At 65.3% G+C, this 21,389-nt stretch carries 16 protein-coding genes and 1 pseudogene; 12 read left to right on the top strand and 5 right to left on the bottom strand.

Annotated features, from left to right (window positions below):
- Nucleotides 1–24 precede the first annotated feature (24 nt).
- The 12 genes from MTX35_RS05830 to proB all read left to right on the top strand — a co-directional run bounded on the left by MTX35_RS05830 (nt 25) and on the right by proB (nt 15,832).
- Nucleotides 25–456 carry an ATP-binding protein gene (locus tag MTX35_RS05830; protein ID WP_243594060.1) on the top strand — a complete coding sequence of 144 codons (432 nt, stop codon included), beginning with the start codon at nt 25–27 and terminating at the stop codon, nt 454–456.
- Nucleotides 456–1,241, top strand: a complete 786-nt coding sequence (locus MTX35_RS05825) for a SigB/SigF/SigG family RNA polymerase sigma factor (protein WP_037193137.1) — start codon at nt 456–458, stop codon at nt 1,239–1,241. The genes MTX35_RS05830 and MTX35_RS05825 overlap by 1 nt, the downstream gene beginning before the upstream one ends.
- Before the next feature lie 28 nt (nt 1,242–1,269).
- Complete coding sequence (locus MTX35_RS05820; RefSeq protein ID WP_243594059.1) at nt 1,270–3,261, top strand: alpha/beta fold hydrolase; 1,992 nt, start codon at nt 1,270–1,272, stop codon at nt 3,259–3,261.
- A gap of 9 nt (nt 3,262–3,270) precedes the next feature.
- Entirely contained in the window at nt 3,271–5,946 is a 2,676-nt protein-coding gene (locus tag MTX35_RS05815; RefSeq protein WP_243594058.1) for a valine--tRNA ligase, read from the top strand.
- Nucleotides 5,947–7,377, top strand: a complete 1,431-nt coding sequence (locus tag MTX35_RS05810; RefSeq protein WP_243594057.1) for a folylpolyglutamate synthase/dihydrofolate synthase family protein — start codon at nt 5,947–5,949, stop codon at nt 7,375–7,377.
- Nucleotides 7,374–7,763 carry a DUF4233 domain-containing protein gene (locus tag MTX35_RS05805; RefSeq protein WP_243594056.1) on the top strand — a complete coding sequence of 130 codons (390 nt, stop codon included), beginning with the start codon at nt 7,374–7,376 and terminating at the stop codon, nt 7,761–7,763. Before MTX35_RS05810 ends, MTX35_RS05805 begins: the two co-directional genes overlap by 4 nt.
- 68 nt (nt 7,764–7,831) lie before the next feature.
- Complete coding sequence (gene ndk / locus MTX35_RS05800) at nt 7,832–8,245, top strand: nucleoside-diphosphate kinase (protein WP_243594055.1); 414 nt, start codon at nt 7,832–7,834, stop codon at nt 8,243–8,245.
- Between the two features lie 500 nt (nt 8,246–8,745).
- Nucleotides 8,746–12,198: a translation initiation factor IF-2 N-terminal domain-containing protein gene (locus MTX35_RS05795; protein ID WP_243594054.1), complete on the top strand. Its 3,453-nt coding sequence runs from the start codon at nt 8,746–8,748 to the stop codon at nt 12,196–12,198.
- Nucleotides 12,199–12,433: 235 nt separating this feature from the next.
- Complete coding sequence (gene rplU, locus MTX35_RS05790; protein ID WP_032394581.1) at nt 12,434–12,745, top strand: 50S ribosomal protein L21; 312 nt, start codon at nt 12,434–12,436, stop codon at nt 12,743–12,745.
- A gap of 59 nt (nt 12,746–12,804) precedes the next feature.
- A complete protein-coding gene (gene rpmA / locus MTX35_RS05785) occupies nt 12,805–13,068 on the top strand; it encodes a 50S ribosomal protein L27 (protein WP_032379202.1) in 264 nt (87 codons plus the stop codon).
- Between the two features lie 170 nt (nt 13,069–13,238).
- Nucleotides 13,239–14,690, top strand: a complete 1,452-nt coding sequence (gene obgE, locus MTX35_RS05780; RefSeq protein WP_243594053.1) for a GTPase ObgE — start codon at nt 13,239–13,241, stop codon at nt 14,688–14,690.
- 62 nt (nt 14,691–14,752) lie between these two features.
- Nucleotides 14,753–15,832, top strand: a complete 1,080-nt coding sequence (proB, locus tag MTX35_RS05775; protein WP_374230249.1) for a glutamate 5-kinase — start codon at nt 14,753–14,755, stop codon at nt 15,830–15,832.
- On the opposite strand, the gene MTX35_RS05770 is transcribed toward proB, so the two are convergent.
- From MTX35_RS05770 to MTX35_RS05750, 5 genes and pseudogenes are all read right to left on the bottom strand, one after another.
- Nucleotides 15,805–16,671 (bottom strand): Sir2 family NAD-dependent protein deacetylase, encoded by an 867-nt coding sequence (locus MTX35_RS05770; RefSeq protein WP_374230244.1) that lies wholly within the window; start codon nt 16,669–16,671, stop codon nt 15,805–15,807. The two genes, proB and MTX35_RS05770, sit on opposite strands and share 28 nt — an antisense overlap.
- Nucleotides 16,672–16,775: 104 nt before the next feature.
- A complete protein-coding gene (locus MTX35_RS05765) occupies nt 16,776–17,174 on the bottom strand; it encodes an ectoine synthase (protein ID WP_243594051.1) in 399 nt (132 codons plus the stop codon).
- A 40-nt stretch (nt 17,175–17,214) separates the two neighbouring features.
- A complete protein-coding gene (gene ectB, locus MTX35_RS05760; RefSeq protein ID WP_374230248.1) occupies nt 17,215–18,474 on the bottom strand; it encodes a diaminobutyrate--2-oxoglutarate transaminase in 1,260 nt (419 codons plus the stop codon).
- A 66-nt stretch (nt 18,475–18,540) separates the two neighbouring features.
- Nucleotides 18,541–19,041, bottom strand: a pseudogene (ectA, locus tag MTX35_RS05755) (diaminobutyrate acetyltransferase); the annotation flags it as partial.
- 176 nt (nt 19,042–19,217) lie between these two features.
- Complete coding sequence (locus MTX35_RS05750; protein ID WP_243594050.1) at nt 19,218–21,335, bottom strand: ATP-dependent DNA helicase RecQ; 2,118 nt, start codon at nt 21,333–21,335, stop codon at nt 19,218–19,220.
- Nucleotides 21,336–21,389 lie beyond the last annotated feature (54 nt).

Here is a 21,389-nt window from a genome sequence, read left to right as displayed (position 1 = left end):
GCTCGGCGACGATGGGAAGTGCGGATGGCTGGGGTCAGCAAGGTCGAAGAACTGGAGCGCGGTTCCGGTGCACCGGTCGAGCTGAGAGTGCGGGCCGAGGCCGACCAACTTCCGGTGGTTCGTGCCGTCGCCGAAACTCTCGCGGTGCTGAGCGACTTCACGCTCGACGACATCGCCGATGTGAAGTTGGTCGTGGACGAGGTCTGTTCGCAGCTGATCAAGGGTTCGGTCACCGATGCAGAGCTGTCGTGCACGTTCTCGGTGAGCGACTCCGGAATCCGAATCGTCGTCACCTCCACGTTGGCACCGACATCGGTACCGAAGAAGGACAGCTTCGGCTGGCACGTGCTGCAGACGTTGACCGACACCATCGAGCTGCGCGCCGACGACGCGGTCGAGGGCGCGGCCGGTCGCGCGGTCGCGATCGACGTGGTCAAGCGGAGGAGCACGGTCTAGTGCCTGTGCCGCACGAACGAAGCACACGGCGAGAGTCCGACGATTACAGCGACGTTGTCGCGCTGATCCAGCAGATGCAGGCGCTCGACGAGAATTCACCGCAGCGTCGAGTGCTGCGCGATCGCATCATCACCCGCTGCCTCCCTCTCGCAGAACACATCGCGCGCCGCTTCGGCGGTCGCGGTGAAGCACACGAGGACCTCCTGCAGGTCTCCCGGCTCGGCCTGGTGAACGCCGTCGACAGGTTCGACATAGAACGCGGCTCCGACTTCGTGTCGTTCGCCGTGCCCACGATCATGGGCGAGGCCCGCCGCTACTTCCGCGACGCCGGATGGTCGGTGCGGGTACCGCGTCGCATGAAAGAACTGAACTCGATGATCTCTCAGGCGGTGGGATCGTTGTCGCAGAAGCTCGGTCGTGCTCCGACCGCCAGCGAGATCGCCGCCGAGCTCGGCATCGATGTCAAAGAAGCCTCACAGGCGCTGCTCGCTCGCAGCGCGTACCAGACCGTGTCCGTCGACTCGGTGGTCAGCGAGGATCGGTTGCCGCTGATGGACACCCTCGGTGCCGACGATCCGGAGCTCGAGAAGATGGAAAGCTACCTCGCCGTGCGTCCCGCACTCGAGAAGCTGCCGGAGCGGGAGCGTCGAATCGTCGTCCTTCGATTCTTCGGGTCGATGACTCAGACTCAGATTGCCGAGAAGGTGGGGATTTCGCAGATGCACGTCTCGCGAATTCTGGCTCGCACGCTCGCTCAGTTGCGTGAGGACCTCGGCGAGGACTGAAGGCGACCGACAAAGCTAGGCTCGGTGGATGAGTATGTACGACGATGTCGACGAGTACATCGGAGCCCGCCGAGTCACCGGCCTGGCGGCCACGCACGATTTCTCTCGCGCGGTGATCGTGGTTGCCGCACTGGACGATTCACGGACCGAGTATCGAACGTCGTTGTGGGAGATCGACGTCGACGGTGGTTCGCCTGCCCGTCGCCTCACATACGGCGAACTGGGGGAGAGCGCTCCGGTGTTCACCCCGGCGGGCGATCTGTTGTTCTCCCGCCGATCGAGAAAGGACGATCCGGCCCGGCTGTGGATCCTGCCTGCCTCGGGCGGCGAGGCGCGAGTGCTCGAGACGCGGTCCGCCGGTCTGAGCGAGATCCGCACCGCCCGTTCCGGTCACGGAGTCGTCGGGTTCTCGCCGGTGTTCGGATCGTCGAGCACCGATGAGGAAGACGACGCCCTGCGCACGGAACGCAAGGCAAACAAGGTGGACGCGATTCTGCACACCGGTGTTCCGGTGCGGTTCTGGGATCACGATCTCGGTCCTGCCACCCCACATCTGTTCGCCGGATCGACCGACGGCACGACGGGGCTGCGTGATGTCACCCCGGATGCGGCCGGAGCCCTGCACGAGGCGTCGTTCGACGTCAGCGGGGACGGCTCGTTCGTCGTGTCCACCTGGGCCGTTCCCGGTGCACTCGCGACCGTGCGGACGGTGCTGGTACGCATCGACACCGAGACGGGGGAGCGTGCCACGATCGTCGACGACGTCGACGCCGACCTGGGTGCGCCGGCGATCTCGCCCGACGGCGCGTCCGTGATGTTCGTGCGAGAGTCGCTCTCCACTCCCGAGGATGCGCCTCGAATGACGCTGCAGCGCTTCGATTTCGGGACTTCTTCGGTGATCGATGTGGCGCTGGGCTGGGATCGCTGGCCGATCGATCCGGTGTGGCTGTCGGACGGGTCCGGGGTGCTGGTCACCGCGGACGACGACGGCCGGTCTCCCATCTTCGTCGTCCGCGAGGGCGCGGAACCGCGTCGACTGACGAACACGAACGATGCGTACACCCACGTTCACGTGTCCTCGGACGGAACCAGGGTGCTGGCACTCGCCGCGTCCTATCTGGCCGCCCCGCATCCGGTATCGATCGACCTGTCCGACGGCACCGTCGTCGACCTCGACACCGCCATCGAACACTGCCCGTTGCCCGGCACTCTCACCGAGATCGACACCGTCGTCGACGACGGCTCGCGCATACGCGGCTGGCTGGCACTACCCGATGCTTCCCCCGACGCGGCACCCGCGCCGCTGCTGCTGTGGGTGCACGGTGGTCCGCTCGGCTCGTGGAACACCTGGTCCTGGCGGTGGAATCCGTGGCTGATGGTCGCCCGCGGGTACGCGGTGCTGCTGCCCGATCCGGCTCTGTCCACCGGCTACGGCCAAGAGTTCGTGCAGCGCGGTTGGGGAGCGTGGGGTAAGGCACCGTTCACCGATCTGATGGCGTTGACCGATGTAGCGGCCGCGCGAGAGGACATCGACCACACCCGCACTGCGGCGATGGGCGGATCCTTCGGCGGCTACATGGCCAACTGGATCGCCGGCCACACCGACCGGTTCGACGCCATCGTCACCCATGCGAGCCTGTGGGCGCTCGACCAGTTCGGACCGACGACCGATGCGCCGTACTACTGGGCTCGCGAGATGTCCCCGGAAATGGCGGTGGAGAACTCCCCGCACCTGTTCGTCGCGGACATCGCGACGCCGATGCTGGTCATCCACGGCGACAAGGACTATCGCGTACCGATCGGCGAGGGCCTACGGCTGTGGTACGAACTGCTCAGTGAGTCCGGCCTGCCCGCCGACGACGAGGGAAACACCGAGCATCGTTTCCTCTACTTCCCGGCGGAGAACCACTGGATTCTGAGTCCTCAGCACGCCAAGGTCTGGTACGAGGTGGTGCTGGCATTCCTGGCGGAGCACGTGCTGGGCGAGAGGGTGTCGATGCCACGAATCCTCGGCCACTAGAATCGACCGGTGACCAGTTCAGCGCCAGAGCACTCAGAGAACCCCGCCGATTCGATCGACCTGCCCAAGAGCTGGGATCCCAGTGCGGTCGAGGCGGAGCTGTACCGGTCCTGGGTCGACGCCGGATACTTCGAAGCCGACGCCACCAGCGGCAAGCCGCCGTACTCCATCGTGCTGCCACCGCCCAACGTCACAGGCAGCCTGCACATGGGCCATGCTCTCGATCACACGTTGATGGATGCGCTGAGCCGGCGCAAGCGGATGCTCGGGTACGAGGTGCTGTGGTTGCCGGGTATGGACCATGCCGGTATCGCCACGCAGACCGTCGTGGAGAAGCAGCTCGCCGCCGACGGCAAGACCAAGGAAGAGTTCGGTCGCGAGCTGTTCATCGACAAGGTCTGGGACTGGAAGCGTGAATCCGGTGGCACCATCGGTGGCCAGATGCGACGCATCGGCGACGGTGTCGACTGGAGCCGCGAGCGTTTCACCATGGACGACGGCTTGTCCGAGGCCGTACAGACCATGTTCAAGCGGATGTTCGACGACGGTTTGATCTACCGCGCCGAGCGACTCGTCAACTGGTCGCCGGTGCTGCAGACCGCCATCTCCGACATCGAGGTCAAGTTCGAGGACGTCGAGGGCGAACTCGTGTCCTTGCGCTACGGGTCGCTCGACGATTCCGAGCCACACGTCATCGTTGCCACCACCCGAGTCGAAACGATGCTCGGCGACACCGCTGTTGCCGTTCACCCCGACGACGAGCGGTACAAGGCACTCGTCGGTACCACCCTCGAGCACCCGTTCACCGGACGACGGATCCCGATCATCGCCGACGACTACGTCGACCCCGAATTCGGTACCGGCGCAGTGAAGATCACCCCGGCTCACGATCCCAACGACTTCGAGATGGGCGTGCGGCACTCGTTGCCGATGCCCTCGATCATGGACAAGGCCGGGCGGATCGCCGATACCGGAACGCAATTCGACGGCATGGACCGTTTCGAGGCGCGCGTGAAGGTGCGTGAAGCACTGGCCGAGCAGGGCCGCGTCGTTGCCGAGAAGCGCCCCTACCTGCACAGTGTCGGCCATTCCGAGCGCAGCGGTGAGCCGATCGAGCCGCGCCTGTCGCTGCAGTGGTGGGTCAAGGTCGACACGCTGGCGAAGGCAGCCGGCGACGCAGTCCGCAACGGCGACACCGTGATTCACCCCAAGAGTCAGGAACCGCGTTGGTTCGCCTGGGTGGACAACATGCACGACTGGTGCATCTCGCGCCAGCTGTGGTGGGGCCATCGGATTCCGATCTGGTACGGGCCCGACGGCGAGACGGTCTGCCTCGGACCGGGGGAGACAGCACCCGAGGGCTGGGAGCAGGACCCCGACGTCCTGGACACCTGGTTCTCGTCCGGGCTGTGGCCCTTCTCGACGATGGGGTGGCCCGACGCCACCGCCGATCTCGAGAAGTTCTATCCCACCGGCGTTCTCGTCACCGGATACGACATCCTCTTCTTCTGGGTCGCCCGGATGATGATGTTCGGCACCTACGTCGGAGCCGACGACGCGATCACCGCAGGCAAGCAGGGGCCGCAGGTTCCGTTCCGGGATGTGTTCCTGCACGGCCTGATTCGCGACCAGTTCGGCAAGAAGATGTCGAAGTCGCGGGGCAACGGAATCGATCCTCTCGACTGGGTCGATCGGTTCGGTGCCGATGCGCTGCGCTTCACGCTCGCTCGCGGTGCCAATCCGGGTGCCGACATGTCCGTCGGCGAGGATCACGCACAGTCCTCGCGCAACTTCGCCAACAAATTGTTCAACGCCACCAAGTTCGCTCTGATGAACGGAGCGGCACCGGCAGATCTGCCCTCGCGCGTCGAGCTGACCGACGCCGACCGGTGGATCCTCGACCGGCTCGACCAGGTTCGGGCAGAGGTGGACGCAGCGTTCGATCGTTACGAGTTCAGCAAAGCGTGCGAGGCGCTCTACCACTTCGCCTGGGACGAGGTCTGCGACTGGTACCTCGAGATCGCCAAGGTGCAGTTCGCCGACGACGCCGTCGCCGCCACCACGCGCGGAGTTCTCGGTAACGTCCTCGACGCCTTGCTTCGCCTGCTGCACCCGGTGATTCCGTTCGTCACCGAAACGCTGTGGAAGGTACTCACCGGTGGCGAGTCCCTGGTGATCGCGGAGTGGCCCACCCCTGCCTCGGAGTCTTCGGATCCTGTTGCGGCGCAACGTATCGAGGACATGCAGCGGCTCATCACCGAGGTTCGCCGGTTCCGCAGCGATCAAGGACTCAAGCCTTCCCAGAAGGTGGCGGCCCGCATCGTGGGAGTCTCCGAAGCCGATCTGGACGGGCAGATCTCAGCGGTGACCTCGCTTGCTCGACTGACCGAGCCCGCCGAGGACTTCGCTGCCACCGCCTCGGTGGAGGTACGCCTGAGCAAGGCCACCGTGGTCGTCGAACTCGACACCTCGGGCACCGTCGACCTCGTCGCCGAACGGGCACGACTGGTGAAGGATCTGGCCGCTGCGGAGAAAGAACTGGCGCAGACCAACGGCAAGCTCGGCAACGAAGCGTTTCTCGCGAAGGCACCGGATGCAGTGGTGGACAAGATCAGAACACGCCGGACGATCGCGACCGAAGAGATCGCACGCATCTCGGCGCGGCTCGAATCGATGGGAACCTAAGTGACAGAACCGGACGCCGCCCTGCCACTACCGCCGCCTAGTCCGGTCGACCTGGCCGAGCTCGCACTCGTGGAGGCCGAGCTCGACAAGCGTTGGCCCGAAACGAAGATCGAGCCGTCGACGGCTCGGATCTCGGCGCTGATGGATCTGCTCGGCTCGCCGCAGAAGGCGTACCCGTCGATTCATGTCGCCGGCACCAACGGCAAGACCTCGGTGACCCGCATGATCGACGCACTCCTCACCGCTTTCCATCGCCGCACGGGCCGCACCACCAGCCCACATTTGCAGATGGCGACCGAGCGGATCAGCATCGACGGGCACCCCATCTCGCCGCGGCTCTACGTCGACACCTACAACGAGATCGCACCGTTCGTGGACATGATCGATGCGCAGTCCGAGGCTGCGGGCGGACCCCGAATGAGCAAGTTCGAGGTGGTCACGGCCATGGCGTTCGCCGCGTTCGCCGAGGCCCCGGTCGAGGTTGCCGTCATCGAGGTCGGACTCGGCGGGCGTTGGGACGCCACCAACGTCGTCGACGGCGAGGTTGCCGTCATCACCCCGATCGGCCTCGATCACGTCGAGTTCCTCGGCGACGATCTCGCCGGAATCGCCGGGGAGAAGGCCGGGATCATCAAGAAGGCACCGGAATCGCTCGTGCCACGCGACACCGTCGCGATTCTGGCCGAGCAGAAGCCCGAGGTGTCGGAGGTCCTGCTGCGGGCAGCAGTACAGGCGGATGCTGCTGTGGCGCGGGCCGGATCGGAATTCGCCGTGCTCGGCAGGCAGATCGCCGTTGGCGGTCAGCAACTGGAACTGCAGGGGCTCGGTGGGGTCTACACCGACGTCTTCCTTCCGTTGCACGGCGAGCATCAGGCGCGCAACGCCTCGCTCGCATTGGCGGCGGTCGAGGCGTTCTTCGGTGCCGGGCCGGATCGTCAACTCGATCAGGACACCGTGCGCGGTGCATTCGCCACGATCGTCAACCCCGGTCGGCTTGAGCGGGTCCGCAACGCTCCCACCGTGTTCCTCGATGCCGCGCACAACCCGCACGGCGCAGCGGCGCTTGCGGCCGCGCTCACCGACGAGTTCGACTTCCGTAAACTCGTCGGTGTCGTCAGCGTGATGGCCGACAAGGACGTCGGCGCCATTCTCGAGGCACTGGAACCGGTGTTCGACGACATCGTCGTCACCCACAACGGGTCGGCTCGGGCGATGGACGTGGATGCGTTGGCCGACATCGCGGTGGCCAAGTTCGGTGACGAACGCGTCGTGGTGGCGTCGACGCTGCCCGATGCACTGGAAACGGCGATCGGGTTGGCCGAGGAAGTCGCCGAGCCGGGCGAGGCCGTGTCCGGTGCCGGAGTCGTGGTCACCGGATCCGTGGTGACCGTCGGCGCAGCGCGCACCTTGTTCGGAAAGGATCCCGCGTGAGCGAGACAGAGTTCAGACCTCCGACCAACGATCCGTGGAAGGGGTTCCGCGGTGTCTGTGCAGGAACGTTGGTGCTCGAAGCCATCGTGGTTCTGCTCTCGCTGCCTGTGGTCGCCGTCGTGGGCGGCGGGGCAACGTGGTTTTCCACCATCTACATCGTTCTGCTCGCGGTTGCGATGATCGCAGGCGCGGGCAAGCAGGGTGAGCCCTGGGCGATGAAGTTCAATCTGATTCTGCAGGTGTTCGTTCTGCTCGGAACGGTGTTCCATCTGTCCATCGGCATCGTCGGCCTGATCTTCATTGCGGTCTGGCTGTATCTGCTGTACCTGCGGCGTGACATCACCGAACGGATCCGACGCGGAATGCTGCCGGGGCAGCGCGACTGACAGGACAACCTGTCGGTTTCGGAGATGCGGCGCGCGCCGCTGCGTGTTGTTCCATTACTGTCGTCGACGTGACCGACCGCACCCTTGTACTGATCAAGCCCGACGGAGTTGCCCGGCGATACGTAGGAGAGATCCTCGGCCGCGTGGAGAAGAAAGGTCTGAGCATCGTCGCACTCGAACTCAAGACCGTCTCCCGTGAATTGGGCTCGGCTCACTACGCAGAGCACGAGAGCAAGCCGTTCTTCCCCGATCTCCTCGAGTTCATCACCTCCGGACCGGTGGTGGCCGCAGTACTGGAAGGCCCCCGCGCCATCGCGGCCTTCCGCCAGATCGCCGGCGGCACCGACCCCGTGGCCAAGGCGGTTCCCGGAACCATTCGCGGTGACCTCGCCCTCGACGGTCAGCAGAACCTGGTGCACGGATCGGATTCCGTGGAATCGGCCGAGCGCGAGATCGCACTCTGGTTTCCCGGCCTGGCCTGACTGCTCCGCCTCAGACACGAAACAAACGTTCGCGCAGCCACGCCGCACCCGCTCGGAACCCGATCGGTGCGGCGTGGCGAGTACGCACCACAGCGTGTGGGATACTCGACGGAGATCGACTCCACTGCACCAGTAGGTAACAGTTCACGCTCCACCCGAAGCCCAGGCTTCACCGAAGTTCGCTAGGCCGGTGTCGTGGATTCGATCGGATGACTGTCGTCTATCCGCTGCCCGTCATCGCAGATGCTCGAACGAGAGACAGGCTCGTTCGGGTTCTTGCTTGATGATCAGGCGCTCGGATCGCCGGTACACCACCATCCAGCCAGGCACTGCACACGTTGTCGTCGACCACCGAGAACTACGAAACGGTCGTCGACTCGGGTGCGGAGCGAGACCGAACAGCTGACGTCCAACCCGACGTGAGTACACAAGGATTGCCCTCGCGTGGCCGCGTCACACCCGAAGTCGGATGGACGCGCCCGGGGGCCCGAGGAGACTACGTGGCCGATCAAAGCCCGCCCGAAGATGTACAGAACGCGAACGCAGGAGGTCCGGAGCCCGACGGCACCGTGTCGTCCGCGGACACGGACTCGGTGTCGTCGGCGCAACCCGACACCATCGAACTGCCGACCAGGCTGCGCGTGCATGCACTGGCCAAAATTCTCGGCGTCACCAGCAAACAGTTGCTCGTCACCCTCGGTGAACTCGGCATCGAAGCGCGCAGTGCGCAGTCGAGTCTGAGCCGCGACGTCGCGGAGTCCGTGCGCGATTCGGTCAACGCTCCCGCGGCACCGACGGGCGATCCGTCGCCTGCCGAGCAGCCGGAGCCGACCGCCACACCGGCTGCAGAGGTGCCGCCGGTCGAGGCCCCGTGGTCCGAGCCGCAGCTGTTCACCAGCGCGTCCGCACCGGAGTCGGAGGCCGCTCCACCAGCGGCAACGACCGACCAGCCCACCGCGACCACGTTCGCCACTCCGCTGTTTCTCCAGCCCGCCGCAGCCGACGCCCCCGCACCCGAGGCAGCGGAGTCACCGACCGAGCCCCCCGCTCGCCGCCGCCGTAGCCGGAAGGCAGCGCCCAAGGACGAGGTCGCGAACACCGACAGCACCACCGATACCGACACCGGTGAATCGACCTCCGCGCCTGCAGAGTCCGGTACGTCCGAGATCGCTGCCGTCCCCGTCGTCGAGTCCGCGCCGTCGGAGTCCGACGAGTCGGCTGCTTCCGAGAACTCGGGTGACGGCGACGACGACCAGTCTCAGCCTCGGCGTCGTCGGCGTGGCCGTCGTGGTCGCGGTCGTGGTCGCGGCGAGCAGTCCTCGGACGAGAATTCGAACGACGAGAACTCCGACGACGACGGCGATACGGACACCGCCGGCTCGGCCGACGCGGAATCGACCGACGCGGACACGAACGACAGCTCGGACGCCGACTCGGACGAGTCCTCGGCGGGCGACGAGCAGCAGTCGAACTCGGGACGACGCTCACGTCGATCACGTACTCGCAGCCGTACCTCGGACCGGCAGAACTCCGACTCGGCAGATTCGTCCGACGACACCCGCACCGCTGACTCCTCTGCCGAGGACGGCGACGACGAGTCCGATTCGGGTGCCCAGGACAACTACGACGACTCCGACAACGGCGGTTCGGACGGGGACGGCTCCAGCCGTCGTCGTCGTCGCCGTCGTCGTCGCAAGACCGGAGCCGAGGCTGCTGCCGAGGGCGCGTCGTCCGAGGACGATCCGCCCAACACGGTCGTGCACGAGCGGGAGCCGCGCAACAAGAATCGGGCACCCCGGGACGAGGTTCAGGGAATCACCGGCTCCACGCGTCTCGAAGCCAAGCGTCAGCGCCGCCGCGACGGGCGCGACGCCGGCCGTCGTCGTCCGCCGATCCTCACCGAGTCCGAGTTCCTGGCTCGCCGCGAATCCGTCGACCGCGTCATGGTCGTCCGCGAGAAGGCGACACCGGACCATCCACTGACCACACAGGTTGCGGTGCTCGAAGACGGTGTGCTCGTCGAGCACTTCGTCACCAGCAGTGCCACCGCGTCGATGGTCGGCAACGTCTACCTGGGCCGCGTACAGAACGTGCTGCCCAGCATGGAAGCAGCGTTCATCGACATCGGCCGCGGCCGTAACGGTGTGCTGTACGCGGGCGAGGTCAACTGGGACGCTGCAGGGTTGGGCGGAAACTCGCGCAAGATCGAGCAGGCCCTCAAGCCCGGCGACCAAGTTCTCGTCCAGGTCAGCAAGGACCCGGTGGGACACAAGGGTGCGCGCCTGACCACGCAGTTGTCGCTCGCGGGCCGCTTCCTCGTCTACGTCCCCGGTGGCAGTTCCACCGGCATCAGCCGCAAGCTGCCCGATACCGAGCGCAAGCGGCTCAAGGAAATTCTCCGCGACATCGTGCCTGCCGAGGCGGGCGTCATCATCCGCACCGCGGCCGAGGGCGTCAGCGAGGAGGAACTCGCTCGCGACGTCACTCGCCTGCAGGCGCAGTGGGCCAGCATCGAGGAGCGCTCGGCCAACGCCGAAACCGGCAAGGGCGTGCAACCGCAAACGCTGTACGAAGAGCCCGACATGCTCGTCAAGGTCATCCGTGACCTCTTCAACGAGGATTTCTCCAAGCTCGTCATCGAGGGGGACAAGGCCTGGACGACGACGTCCACGTACGTCGAAACGGTCGCCCCGGACATGATGGAGCGACTGCACCGCTACGAGGCCGACGGCAGCTCGGTCGACGTCTTCGCCGCGCACCGCATCGACGAGCAGTTGGCCAAGGCCCTCGATCGCAAGGTCTGGTTGCCCTCCGGTGGAACGCTGGTGATCGATCGCACCGAGGCGATGACCGTCGTGGACGTCAACACCGGGAAGTTCACCGGCTCCGGCGGCAACCTGGAAGAGACCGTCACCCGCAACAACATCGAGGCGGCCGAGGAAGTCGTTCGCCAGATGCGTCTGCGAGACATCGGCGGCATGATCGTGGTCGACTTCATCGACATGGTGCTCGAGTCCAACCGCGATCTGGTCCTGCGGCGACTCACCGAGTCGCTCGGACGCGACCGGACACGCCACCAGGTCTCCGAGGTGACCTCGCTCGGACTGGTACAGATGACCCGCAAGAAGCTCGGCACCGGGCTTGTCGAGGCGTTCTCCACCACGTGTGAGCACTGCCAGGGTCGCGGCATCATGGTGCATCCGTTCCCCATCGACGCCAAGCCGGACAACGACGGCGGTCGCTCCAACTCGTCGCGTTCGGAGTCGAGCAACTCGGGAACGAGCAGCAGGCGTCGACGCGGCAAGGACAACAAGTCCGACGGCAACGATCGGCCCGAAGGCAACGATCGGGCGGCGACGCATTCTCAGGGCGGTACCTCGGACGGTCCCGAGCACCCCGTGGTCGATCCCTCCGTCAAGCGGGCGCACCCGGTGGCTCTGGCCATGGCGGCGCATCATGACGATGTGGTGGCCGACGTCAGCCCCGCCGATGTCGAGACATCGGCACCGACCGACGCTGCCGACGGCGATGCGGCGGTGACCGTGGTCTCCGCCGACGACGTGAACGTGGCGGCTGCCGCGGTAGCGGATGCAGAGACGAACGTCACGGCAGCCGACGAGGCCAGTGGGACGCAGGCCGACGAGGCTTCTGCCGAGTCGTCCGTCGTGGAACCGGTGGCACCGAAGGCCCGACGGGGACGGCGGGTGGCTCGCAAGGCTGCCGCACCGACCGGCACGGCCCCCGACGCGGGCATGGTCATCGTGGTTCCTGCCACGGAGGACACGGCGGACACCGCACCCGACCAGCCGGGGGCGGCCTCCGACGAAGCGGCAGCACCGATCACCGCGGCGGCCGAGCAGCCCGTGGAGCCGGTGGAGTTGCCTGCGGCACGTCCTCGCAGACGGCGCGCAGCAGCGCGGCCTGCAGGTCCTCCAGTGGACATCGATGCCTAGCAGAACAGGGCAGTTTGACCCTGGCCGTCTCCCTGCCGTAACCTTGATAAGTCGCTCCCGGTGACACCGTTCTGCTGTGCCGTAGTGGCCCTGTAGGAAACAACGGTTCTCGAGCGGGCCGAGATGTTCGACATCCCGGCCGGCCGATAGGGAGCAAGCAAACACGTTTTACCAGACCAGTCGTGTTGCCATGCGCAACGCGAGCAAGTTCGAAGAAGCAAGGGGTAGCCCTCCGATGGCAACGTACGCGATCGTCAAGACCGGCGGAAAGCAGTACAAGGTCGCTGTTGGTGACCTCGTCAAGGTCGAGAAGATCGAGGGAGCGCCCGGCACTGCTGTCTCGCTTGCTCCGGTCCTCGTCGTAGACGGATCCGACCTGACCACAGATGCAGACAAGCTGGCGAAGATCTCCGTCGCCGGTGAGATCGTCGAGCACACCAAGGGCCCGAAGATCCGCATCCACAAGTTCAAGAACAAGACCGGATACCACAAGCGTCAGGGACACAGGCAGAAGCTCACTGTCCTCAAGGTCACCGGAATCAAGTAACCAGGTCTCACCGGACCCGCGTTCTCTCAAGCTGATTCACCCCGAGGAGGGTATGCAACATGGCACACAAGAAGGGCGCATCGAGCTCCCGTAACGGTCGCGACTCGAATGCTCAGCGCCTCGGCGTCAAGCGTTTCGGCGGCCAGACCGTAGGCGCAGGCGAGATCCTGGTTCGTCAGCGTGGCACGCACTTCCACCCCGGCGTCAACGTCGGCCGTGGCGGCGACGACACCCTGTTCGCACTGGCCCCGGGCGCAGTCGAATTCGGTGCCAAGCGCGGACGCAAGACCGTGAACATCGTTCCGGTCGCTGTAGAGGCCTAGTCCTTCTGCAGCTCGCGCTCACGATGGTCGGTACGGCAGATATCTGCTCGAGCCCACCATCGACTGCGTACGTTCACAGCTCCCGATAGGGGCGGACCAGGGTCACGAGACCGGTCCGCCCCTATCGCGTTTTTCTCCCGCTTTTTCTCCAGAAAGGATCGAAGACAGCTATGTCACGATTCATCGACCGCGTGGTGCTGCACGTCAGCGCCGGCAAAGGTGGCAACGGCTGCTCTTCGGTTCACCGCGAAAAGTTCAAGCCTCTCGGTGGCCCGGACGGTGGTAACGGCGGCCAGGGCGGCGGAGTCGTCTTCGTCGTCGACAGCAACGTCCACACTCTGCTCGACTTCCACTTCTCCAGCCACGCCAAGGCGGGCAACGGAACTCAGGGCATGGGTGGCAACCGGGAGGGTGCCAACGGCGAGGACCTGATCCTCAAGGTCCCCGACGGCACCGTCGTGCTCGACAAGAAGGGCAACGTGCTCGCCGACATGATCGGTGAGGGAACACGTTTCGACGCCGCTCCAGGCGGCCGCGGTGGCCTCGGCAACGCAGCTCTCGCATCGAAGGCTCGGCGTGCGCCCGGATTCGCGCTGCTCGGCGAAGAGGGCATCGAACGCGAACTCGTCCTCGAACTCAAATCCGTCGCCGATGTGGGCCTCGTCGGTTTTCCGTCGGCCGGTAAGTCGTCGCTGGTCTCGGTGCTGTCCGCAGCGAAGCCGAAGATCGCCGATTACCCCTTCACCACACTGGTGCCCAACCTCGGAGTGGTCTCGAGCGGCGACACCACCTTCACCGTCGCCGACGTTCCCGGGTTGATCCCCGGAGCGAGTCAGGGCCGAGGTCTGGGCCTCGACTTCCTGCGTCACCTCGAACGATGTGCCGTTCTCGCGCACGTCGTCGACTGCGCCACACTGGATCCCGGCCGCGATCCGATCTCCGACGTCGACGCCCTGGAAGCAGAACTGGCCGCATACAAGCCGGCGCTGTCCGGTGATGCCAGCCTCGGCGATCTTGCCGACCGCCCCCGCATCGTGGTGTTGAACAAGGCCGACATTCCCGAGGGTGCCGAGCTGGCCGAGATGGTGACCGCCGAATTCGAGTCCCGTGGCTGGCCCGTGTTCACCATCTCCGCGGTGACGCGCGCCGGTCTCAAGCCCCTGACGTTCGCACTGGCGAAGCTCGTGGAGGACTACCGCACAGCGCATCCGGCCCCCGAGCCGCGGCGTCAGGTGCTGCGTCCGGTTGCCAAGAACGACGACAGCTTCAAGGTCGTGAAGGATCCGGATATCCCGGACGGCTTCATCGTTCGCGGTACCCGACCGGAGCGGTGGGTACGCCAGACGCAGTTCACCAACGACGAGGCCGTGGGCTACCTCGCCGACCGTCTCGCGCGGCTCGGTGTCGAGGACGCACTCATCAAGGCCGGCGCTCAGCCCGGTGCTTCGGTCACCATCGGCGACGTGTCGTTCGATTGGGAGCCGCAGACTCCGGCCGGTGTCGAGATCACGATGACAGGACGTGGCACCGATGCTCGACTCGATCAGGTCGAGCGCATCGGCGCATCCGAACGCAAGCATGCCCGCCAGGTACGTCGCGGGCTCGATTCCGAACAGGAGTAGACGAGGTGTCGGTGCGTGAATCCGATTCGCCCGCAAAGGCTCTCACCGATACCCGTCGTACGATCGCCGATGCCAAGCGCATCGTGGTCAAGATCGGATCCTCGGCGCTCACCAGCCTCGACACCGGTCTGGATCTGGGTCGACTAGAGCTGCTCGCCGACGCCATCGAGACTCGGATGCGCAGCGGAACCGACGTGGTGGTCGTGTCCTCCGGTGCGATCGGTGCCGGAATGGCGCCGCTCGGCCTGACCAAGCGCCCACGAGACCTGGCGACCAAGCAGGCCGCCGCGAGCGTCGGTCAACTCGCCCTCGTTCATGCGTGGAGTTCGTCGTTCGACCGGTACGGGCGCACTGTGGGGCAGGTACTGCTGACCGCCGAGGACATCGCACGCCGAACCAACCATCGCAACGCCCAACGCACGTTGGACCGTTTGCGCTCGCTCGGTGCGGTCGCCATCGTCAACGAGAACGACACCGTCGCCACCGCGGAGATCCGGTTCGGCGACAACGATCGCCTGGCTGCTCTGGTCGCCCACCTCGTCGGCGCGGACGCACTGTTCCTGCTCTCGGACGTGGACGGGCTGTACGACGGTGATCCCCGCAAGGGCAAGGCGACACTGATCCCGGAGGTGACCAGCCCCGAGGATCTCGACGGCGTCGTCGCGGGATCCGGGGGAGCGCTCGGCACCGGCGGAATGGCCTCCAAGCTGTCCGCTGCACGTCTCGCGGCCGATGCCGGTGTTCCTGTGCTGCTGGCTGCGGCATCCGACGCCGAACACGCACTGACGACCTCCGAGGTGGGCACTGCTTTCGCCGCGCGCCCGACGCGATTGTCGGCTCGCAGGTTCTGGGTTCGTCACGCTGCCGACGCTGCGGGGGAGCTGCACCTCGACGCGGGGGCCGTGCGTGCGGTGGTGGAGCGGCGCCGGTCGTTGTTGTCCGCTGGTATCACGTCGGTGACGGGGTCCTTCCACGGTGGCGACGTCGTCTCGCTCGTCGACCACGTCGGCGCGCTGGTGGCCCGCGGGGTTGTCGCGTACGACTCGGGTGAGCTGGCCGGGATGCTCGGGCGGTCGACGGGGGAGTTGGCCGCGGAGCTACAGCGCCCGGTGGTTCACGCGGACGATCTGGTTCCTGCCTGATCGACGTCGTCGGCCAGAGCGGTTGCCACCTCCGAGCAGCCGGCATGCATTGTGAGAGAAGCGAATTCGTCACCGCGGGTGGTACCGCGATTGACGATGACGATGGGCTTGGAAGTCTTGGACGCGTGCCTGACGAACCGTAGGCCCGACATCACGGTCAGCGAGGATCCGAGCACCAGCAGCGCGTCGCTACGGTCGACGAGATCGTAGGCCTCGGCGACACGCGGCTTGGGAACGCTCTCACCGAAGTAGACGATGTCGGGTTTCAGCATGCCCGAACAGTGTTCGCAGTCGACCATCCGGAAATGCGCGGTCGACGAGATGATCGCGTCGGCGTCGGGTGCGATCTCGACGCCCTCCGCCGGTGCGACCGACTCGAGGAAACCGGGGTTGACGCTGTCGAGCCGTCGGGCGAGCTCGAAGCGCGAGATCAATCGCTCGCAGTTCAGGCAGCGAACTCGGGCGTAGACGCCGTGCAGGTCGATGACGTTCCGGCTGCCCGCCTTGGTGTGCAGCATGTCGACGTTCTGGGTGATGATGCCGGTGACGACGCCTGCCCGTTCGAGTCGGGCGAGTGCCCGGTGGCCGTCGTTGGGCACCGCTGCGTCCATGTGTCGCCAGCCGACGTGGTTTCTGGCCCAGTAGTGCCGACGAAATTCGGCGTCACCGACGAACTGTTGGAACGTCATCGGGTTCCGCGGTGGTGATTGTGGCCCGCGGTAATCGGGGATCCCCGAATCGGTGGACATCCCCGCACCGCTGATGACGGTGACCGTTCTGCCGTCGAGCACAGACGTCAGTTGCTCGTACAGTGCCGCGGACACAGTGGATGTATTCACTTCGTCCAGGATAGCGATCGAACACGGAACGAGCACCGTATCGACGACTCACGGCCCGCACCGACGCGGAAGCATCGGTACGGGCCGTGAGGGAAGTGCGACTGTTACGCGGGTACCTCTACGAGGGGGTACACGCCATTCTCGTCGTGTGTCTCGTTGCCGACGACGGGAGGGTTGAACACGCAGAGCATGCGCATTTTGGTACGCGGCTCGACGGTGTGGCGTTCGTGTCCGTTGAGCAGGTACATCGATCCCGCACCGAGCTCGTAGGTCTCGCCGGTCTCGCGGTCGGTGAGCGTTCCTTCGCCTTCGATCAGCCAGACGGCCTCGACGTGGTTGGCGTAGTGGAAGTTGTTCACCGTGCCGGCCTGGATCGTCGTCTCGTGGAACGAGAAGCCGACCTTGTCGCCGCCGAGAATGATTCTCTTGCTGCGCCAGTTACCGTCTTCGCTCTCGATGTCGCGATCGGTACCGGTGATCTCCTGTGTGGTGCGAACGATCATACGATGTCCTCCTTCGATGTCGGTTGGTGCGGACGGGCCGTCAGGAAAGCACCTTGGTGACGGCGCTCTCGATGACATCCAGACCGCGGTCGAGCTCGTCCATCGTCGTGGTCAACGGTGGGAGCAGCTTGACGACCTCGTCCTTCGGTCCTGCAGTCTCGACGAGCAGTCGCTCGTCGTAGCACAGCTGAGACACCTTGCCTGCCATCTCGGCGTCGTCGAACACCAGGGCCTGGACCATGCCGCGACCGCGGGTCGAGATGCCGTCGAACTTGGCGCAGAGCTTGATGAATCGATCCTGGATGTGCTCGCCCTTGGTGAGAATTTCCTTCTCGAAGGCATCGTCGGACCAGTAGTGGTCGATAGCTGCCTTGGCCGTGACGAACGACGGATTGAACCCGCGGAAAGTTCCGTTGTGCTCACCGGGCGACCAGACGTCGAGCTCGGGCTTGAACAGAGTCAGCGCCAACGGCATGCCGTAGCCGCCGATGGACTTGGACAGCGTGACGATGTCCGGGGTGATGCCGGCTTCCTCGAACGAGAAGAACTGCCCGGTACGGCCGCAGCCCATCTGGACGTCGTCGACGATCAGCAGGATCTCGCGTCGCGAGCAGAGCTCGGCCAGCGCGCGCAGCCACTCGGGACGCGCGACGTTGATGCCGCCCTCGCCCTGGATGGTCTCCACGATCACTGCAGCCGGGCGGTTGAAGCCGCTGCCGGAGTCGTCGAGAACTCGCTCGAACCACTGGAAATCCTCGGTGACGCCGCCGAAGTAGTTGTCGTACGGCATCGGGGTGGTGTGCACCAACGGGATTCCGGCGCCAGCTCGCTTCATCGAGTTGCCGGTGACCGACAGCGCGCCGAGTGTCATGCCGTGGAATGCATTGGTGAAGTTGATGATTGCCTCGCGGCCGGTGACCTTGCGGGCCAACTTCAGTGCCGCCTCGACGGTGTTGGTGCCCGTCGGTCCCGGGAACTGAACCTTGTAGTCCAAGCCGCGGGGGTCGAGGATGTTCTTCTTGAACGACTCGAGGAACTCACGCTTGGCAACGGTCGACATGTCGAGACCGTGCGTGATGCCGTCGCTGGTGATGTAGTCCACCAACGCGCTCTTGATCATGTCGTTGTTGTGGCCGTAGTTGAGTGCGCCTGCGCCACCGAAGAAGTCGAGGTAGTCGTTGCCGTCCTCGTCGGTGATCACCGAGTTCTTCGCGGTGGAGAACACGGCGGGCCACTGGCGGCTGTAGCTGCGTACGCCGGACTCGACGGTCTCGAATACATCGGGCTTCTCTGTTGTCACGGTGTTCTTTTCGGTCATGTTCTGCTTGTTCCTCTCGTAATTCCGCGACGCGTCGGGGCCTACTGTGTAGAGCTCCTCGGCTTCGTGGCTATCAGGGAAATCGTTGGGCGCGAACAAATCCGACCTGACGATGTCGGTGCCTCGCTTGCGAGCGAGGCTCGTGAAGGTTGCGATGGACGCTTCGTTGTCCGGGCTGATCGTCGTCTCCAGATGCGTGATGCCCTGTGGCTCGAGGCGGTCGAGCAGCTCCATCAGCATGCGACCGGCAAGTCCCTTGCCACGCTGGTCCGCATCCACGGCGACCTGCCACACGAACAGCGTGCGGGGGGCGTCCTGGCGGACGTATCCGGTGACGAAACCGACTGCGCGGCCGTCGATGTCGGATACTACGGTGGTGGCCGCGAAATCGCGGCACCACAACACGTACGAGTAGCTGGAGTTGAGGTCCAGAACTCGCGAATCTCTTGCGATCTCCCAAAGCCGGACTCCGTCGGAGATCTGTGGCTTACGAAACTTCACTGCGTCCGGCGCAGTGACTGGGGTACTTCTCAGCAATGCGGGCTTCATGGGAAATACAAACGTAACAAGGTCGTCGTGGCATATCGAGCGTGCTCGGAAATCGACCTCCGAATCGGACATGCATCCCCAGGTTAACCGCCGAATGTGATGATGGTCACATTGTTGTTGCCCGGCTGGCTGTACCCGCATTCACGAAATTCAAACCACGTGCTTCCCGCGAGACCCTATTTCGGTGATGCCAGAGCGAACGGCAGCACCGCCTGTGCACCGGCAGATCGCAGAGCCGAGTTGGCGCACGTGAACGTCCATCCCGTATCGGTGACCAGATCTATCAACAGAATCGGCCCTGTCACGGACGATACGTCCGGAACGTCCCACGAGTCCACCAGCCCGGCGACGCGAAACGCCGAATTCGCAGCCGAGACCGGCGGATGACCCGCCCTGACCTGCATCACCCCGAGATCCTGCAATTTGCCGACGGATGCCAAACGCGCGGCGATCGACCGCACCAGGAGCGGATGAGTAGGGGAGTCGAGAGCCAGAACGGCAGTGGGCCGCTGCTTCCAATCCCAGTTGGCGAGCACAGTGATGCACGCCTTCTCCAATGCCTCGGTGGCCGGAGCATCGGGAGCGTCGAGCAGGGCGCGCAGCCGGCTGCCCCAACCCAGGTCGGTGAGTCGGCCCAGCACGCGCCCGGGTTCGTGAGGGTCGGTGATCTTGCCCGAGAGCGAGACGCCGAGCTTCTTCATCCCGCTGGGCCACTGCTTTCTGGGCTGCAGGTCGATGCCGGGCCGATCCAGTCGTGCCCTCGCCGAGTCGACCGAGGCCGCATCCACCGATGCGGACAAATGCTCACCCGTGCAGTTGTCGCACCGTCCGCACCGGTCGGACTCGCTGCCGGGTGCGCCCAGATCCGGGTCGTCGAGTTGCCTCCGCAAGAACTCCATCCGGCAGCCGTCGGTGCCCTGGTAGTCGATCATTGCCTGCTGTTCGCGGTCTCTGGCCTCTTCGAGACGCTCGTACCGGGCCGCGTCGTACGTCCACTGCTCCCCGGTCGCCATCCAACCGCCACGAACGCGTCTGACAGCGCCGTCGACGTCGAGAACCTTCAGCACCATCTCGAGCCTGCTGCGACCCAGCTCGACGAGAGGTTCCAGCGCCTGGGTCGACTGGGCCTTGTCGGTGTTCAAAGCATCGATGACCTGCCGCACCAGATGTTCGCGAGGGAATGCGACGGAGGCGAAGTAACTCCAGATCTGCCTGTCCTCGTGGCCGGGAAGCAGCACTACGTCGGCGCGTTCCGTCGCGCGCCCGGCACGGCCGACCTGCTGGTAGTACGAAATCGGAGACGATGGTGCTCCCATGTGCACCACGAATCCGAGATCGGGCTTGTCGAAGCCCATGCCCAGTGCGGAGGTGGCGACCAGGGCCTTGACTCGGTTGGCGAGCAGGTCGCCCTCCAGCGACTCGCGTTCGGTCGGGTCCGTTTGACCGGTGTACGACGCCACGACGTGGCCTTGATCGGTCAGCAGCGCTGCGAGGTCCTTGGCTGCCGATACCGTCAGTGTGTAGATGATGCCCGACCCCGGCAGCGTCTTCAGGTGGTCGCCGAGCCACGCCGCCCGTTCGGTGGCGTTGTCGATCTTCACCACAGCCATGCGCAGAGAGTCTCGTGCGAGCCCGCCGCGCAGGACCAGCGTGTCGCCGCCGCCGACGCCCAATTGTGCGGCGACGTCGTTCACCACGCGGTCGTTTGCCGTCGCAGTGGTCGCGAGCACGGGGATACCCTCACGCAACTCGGCGATCAGTGTTCGTATGCGTCGATAGTCGGGCCGGAAGTCGTGGCCCCAGTCCGAGACGCAATGTGCTTCGTCCACCACGACGAGGCCCGCATCCCCGGCAAGGGACGGCAGCACTTGATCGCGAAAATCCGGATTGTTCAGTCGTTCGGGACTGACCAACAGGACATCGAGGTCGCCCGACGCGACCTGCTGATGGATGTCGTCCCATTCGGTCATGTTGCCGGAGTTGATGGTGGCCGCCCGGACGCCTGCCCGCTCGGCGGACGCAACCTGGTTGCGCATCAACGCCAACAGTGGGGACACGATCACCGTCGGCCCCAAGCCCTGTGCGCGCAACAGCTTCGCCGCGATGAAGTAGACAGCCGATTTGCCCCAACCGGTCCGCTGCACCACCAGCGCTCGCCGCCGGTGCACGACGAGAGCCTCGATGGCCGTCCACTGGTCTTCCCGCAGCACAGCGTCGGGGCCGGCGAGTTCGCGCAGCAACTCCTCGGCGCTCTCGCGCAAGTTCCCGGTCGTAGGCTCCGTGGTCGTTGTCATGGGCTCCATCGTGCAGTAAGCGTCCGACATGGAACGCGGGCCGGTGGGAAACGG

This window comes from Rhodococcus sp. ARC_M12, from assembly GCF_022810385.1.
GTDB lineage: Bacteria > Actinomycetota > Actinomycetes > Mycobacteriales > Mycobacteriaceae > Rhodococcoides > Rhodococcoides navarretei.
The sequence above is the reverse complement of the archived record's forward strand: the minus strand, read 5'-3'. Positions and strand labels throughout refer to the sequence as shown.

Excerpts from the sequence above, each read along its gene's own strand:
- MTX35_RS05765 (WP_243594051.1), bottom strand. The coding sequence starts at position 17,174 with ATGATCGTTCGCACCACACAGGAGATCACCGGTACCGATCGCGACATC.
- rplU (WP_032394581.1), top strand. The coding sequence starts at position 12,434 with ATGGCAACGTACGCGATCGTCAAGACCGGCGGAAAGCAGTACAAGGTC.
- MTX35_RS05750 (WP_243594050.1), bottom strand. The coding sequence starts at position 21,335 with ATGACAACGACCACGGAGCCTACGACCGGGAACTTGCGCGAGAGCGCC.
- rpmA (WP_032379202.1), top strand. The coding sequence starts at position 12,805 with ATGGCACACAAGAAGGGCGCATCGAGCTCCCGTAACGGTCGCGACTCG.
- MTX35_RS05830 (WP_243594060.1), top strand. The coding sequence starts at position 25 with ATGGCTGGGGTCAGCAAGGTCGAAGAACTGGAGCGCGGTTCCGGTGCA.
- obgE (WP_243594053.1), top strand. The coding sequence starts at position 13,239 with ATGTCACGATTCATCGACCGCGTGGTGCTGCACGTCAGCGCCGGCAAA.
- MTX35_RS05820 (WP_243594059.1), top strand. The coding sequence starts at position 1,270 with ATGAGTATGTACGACGATGTCGACGAGTACATCGGAGCCCGCCGAGTC.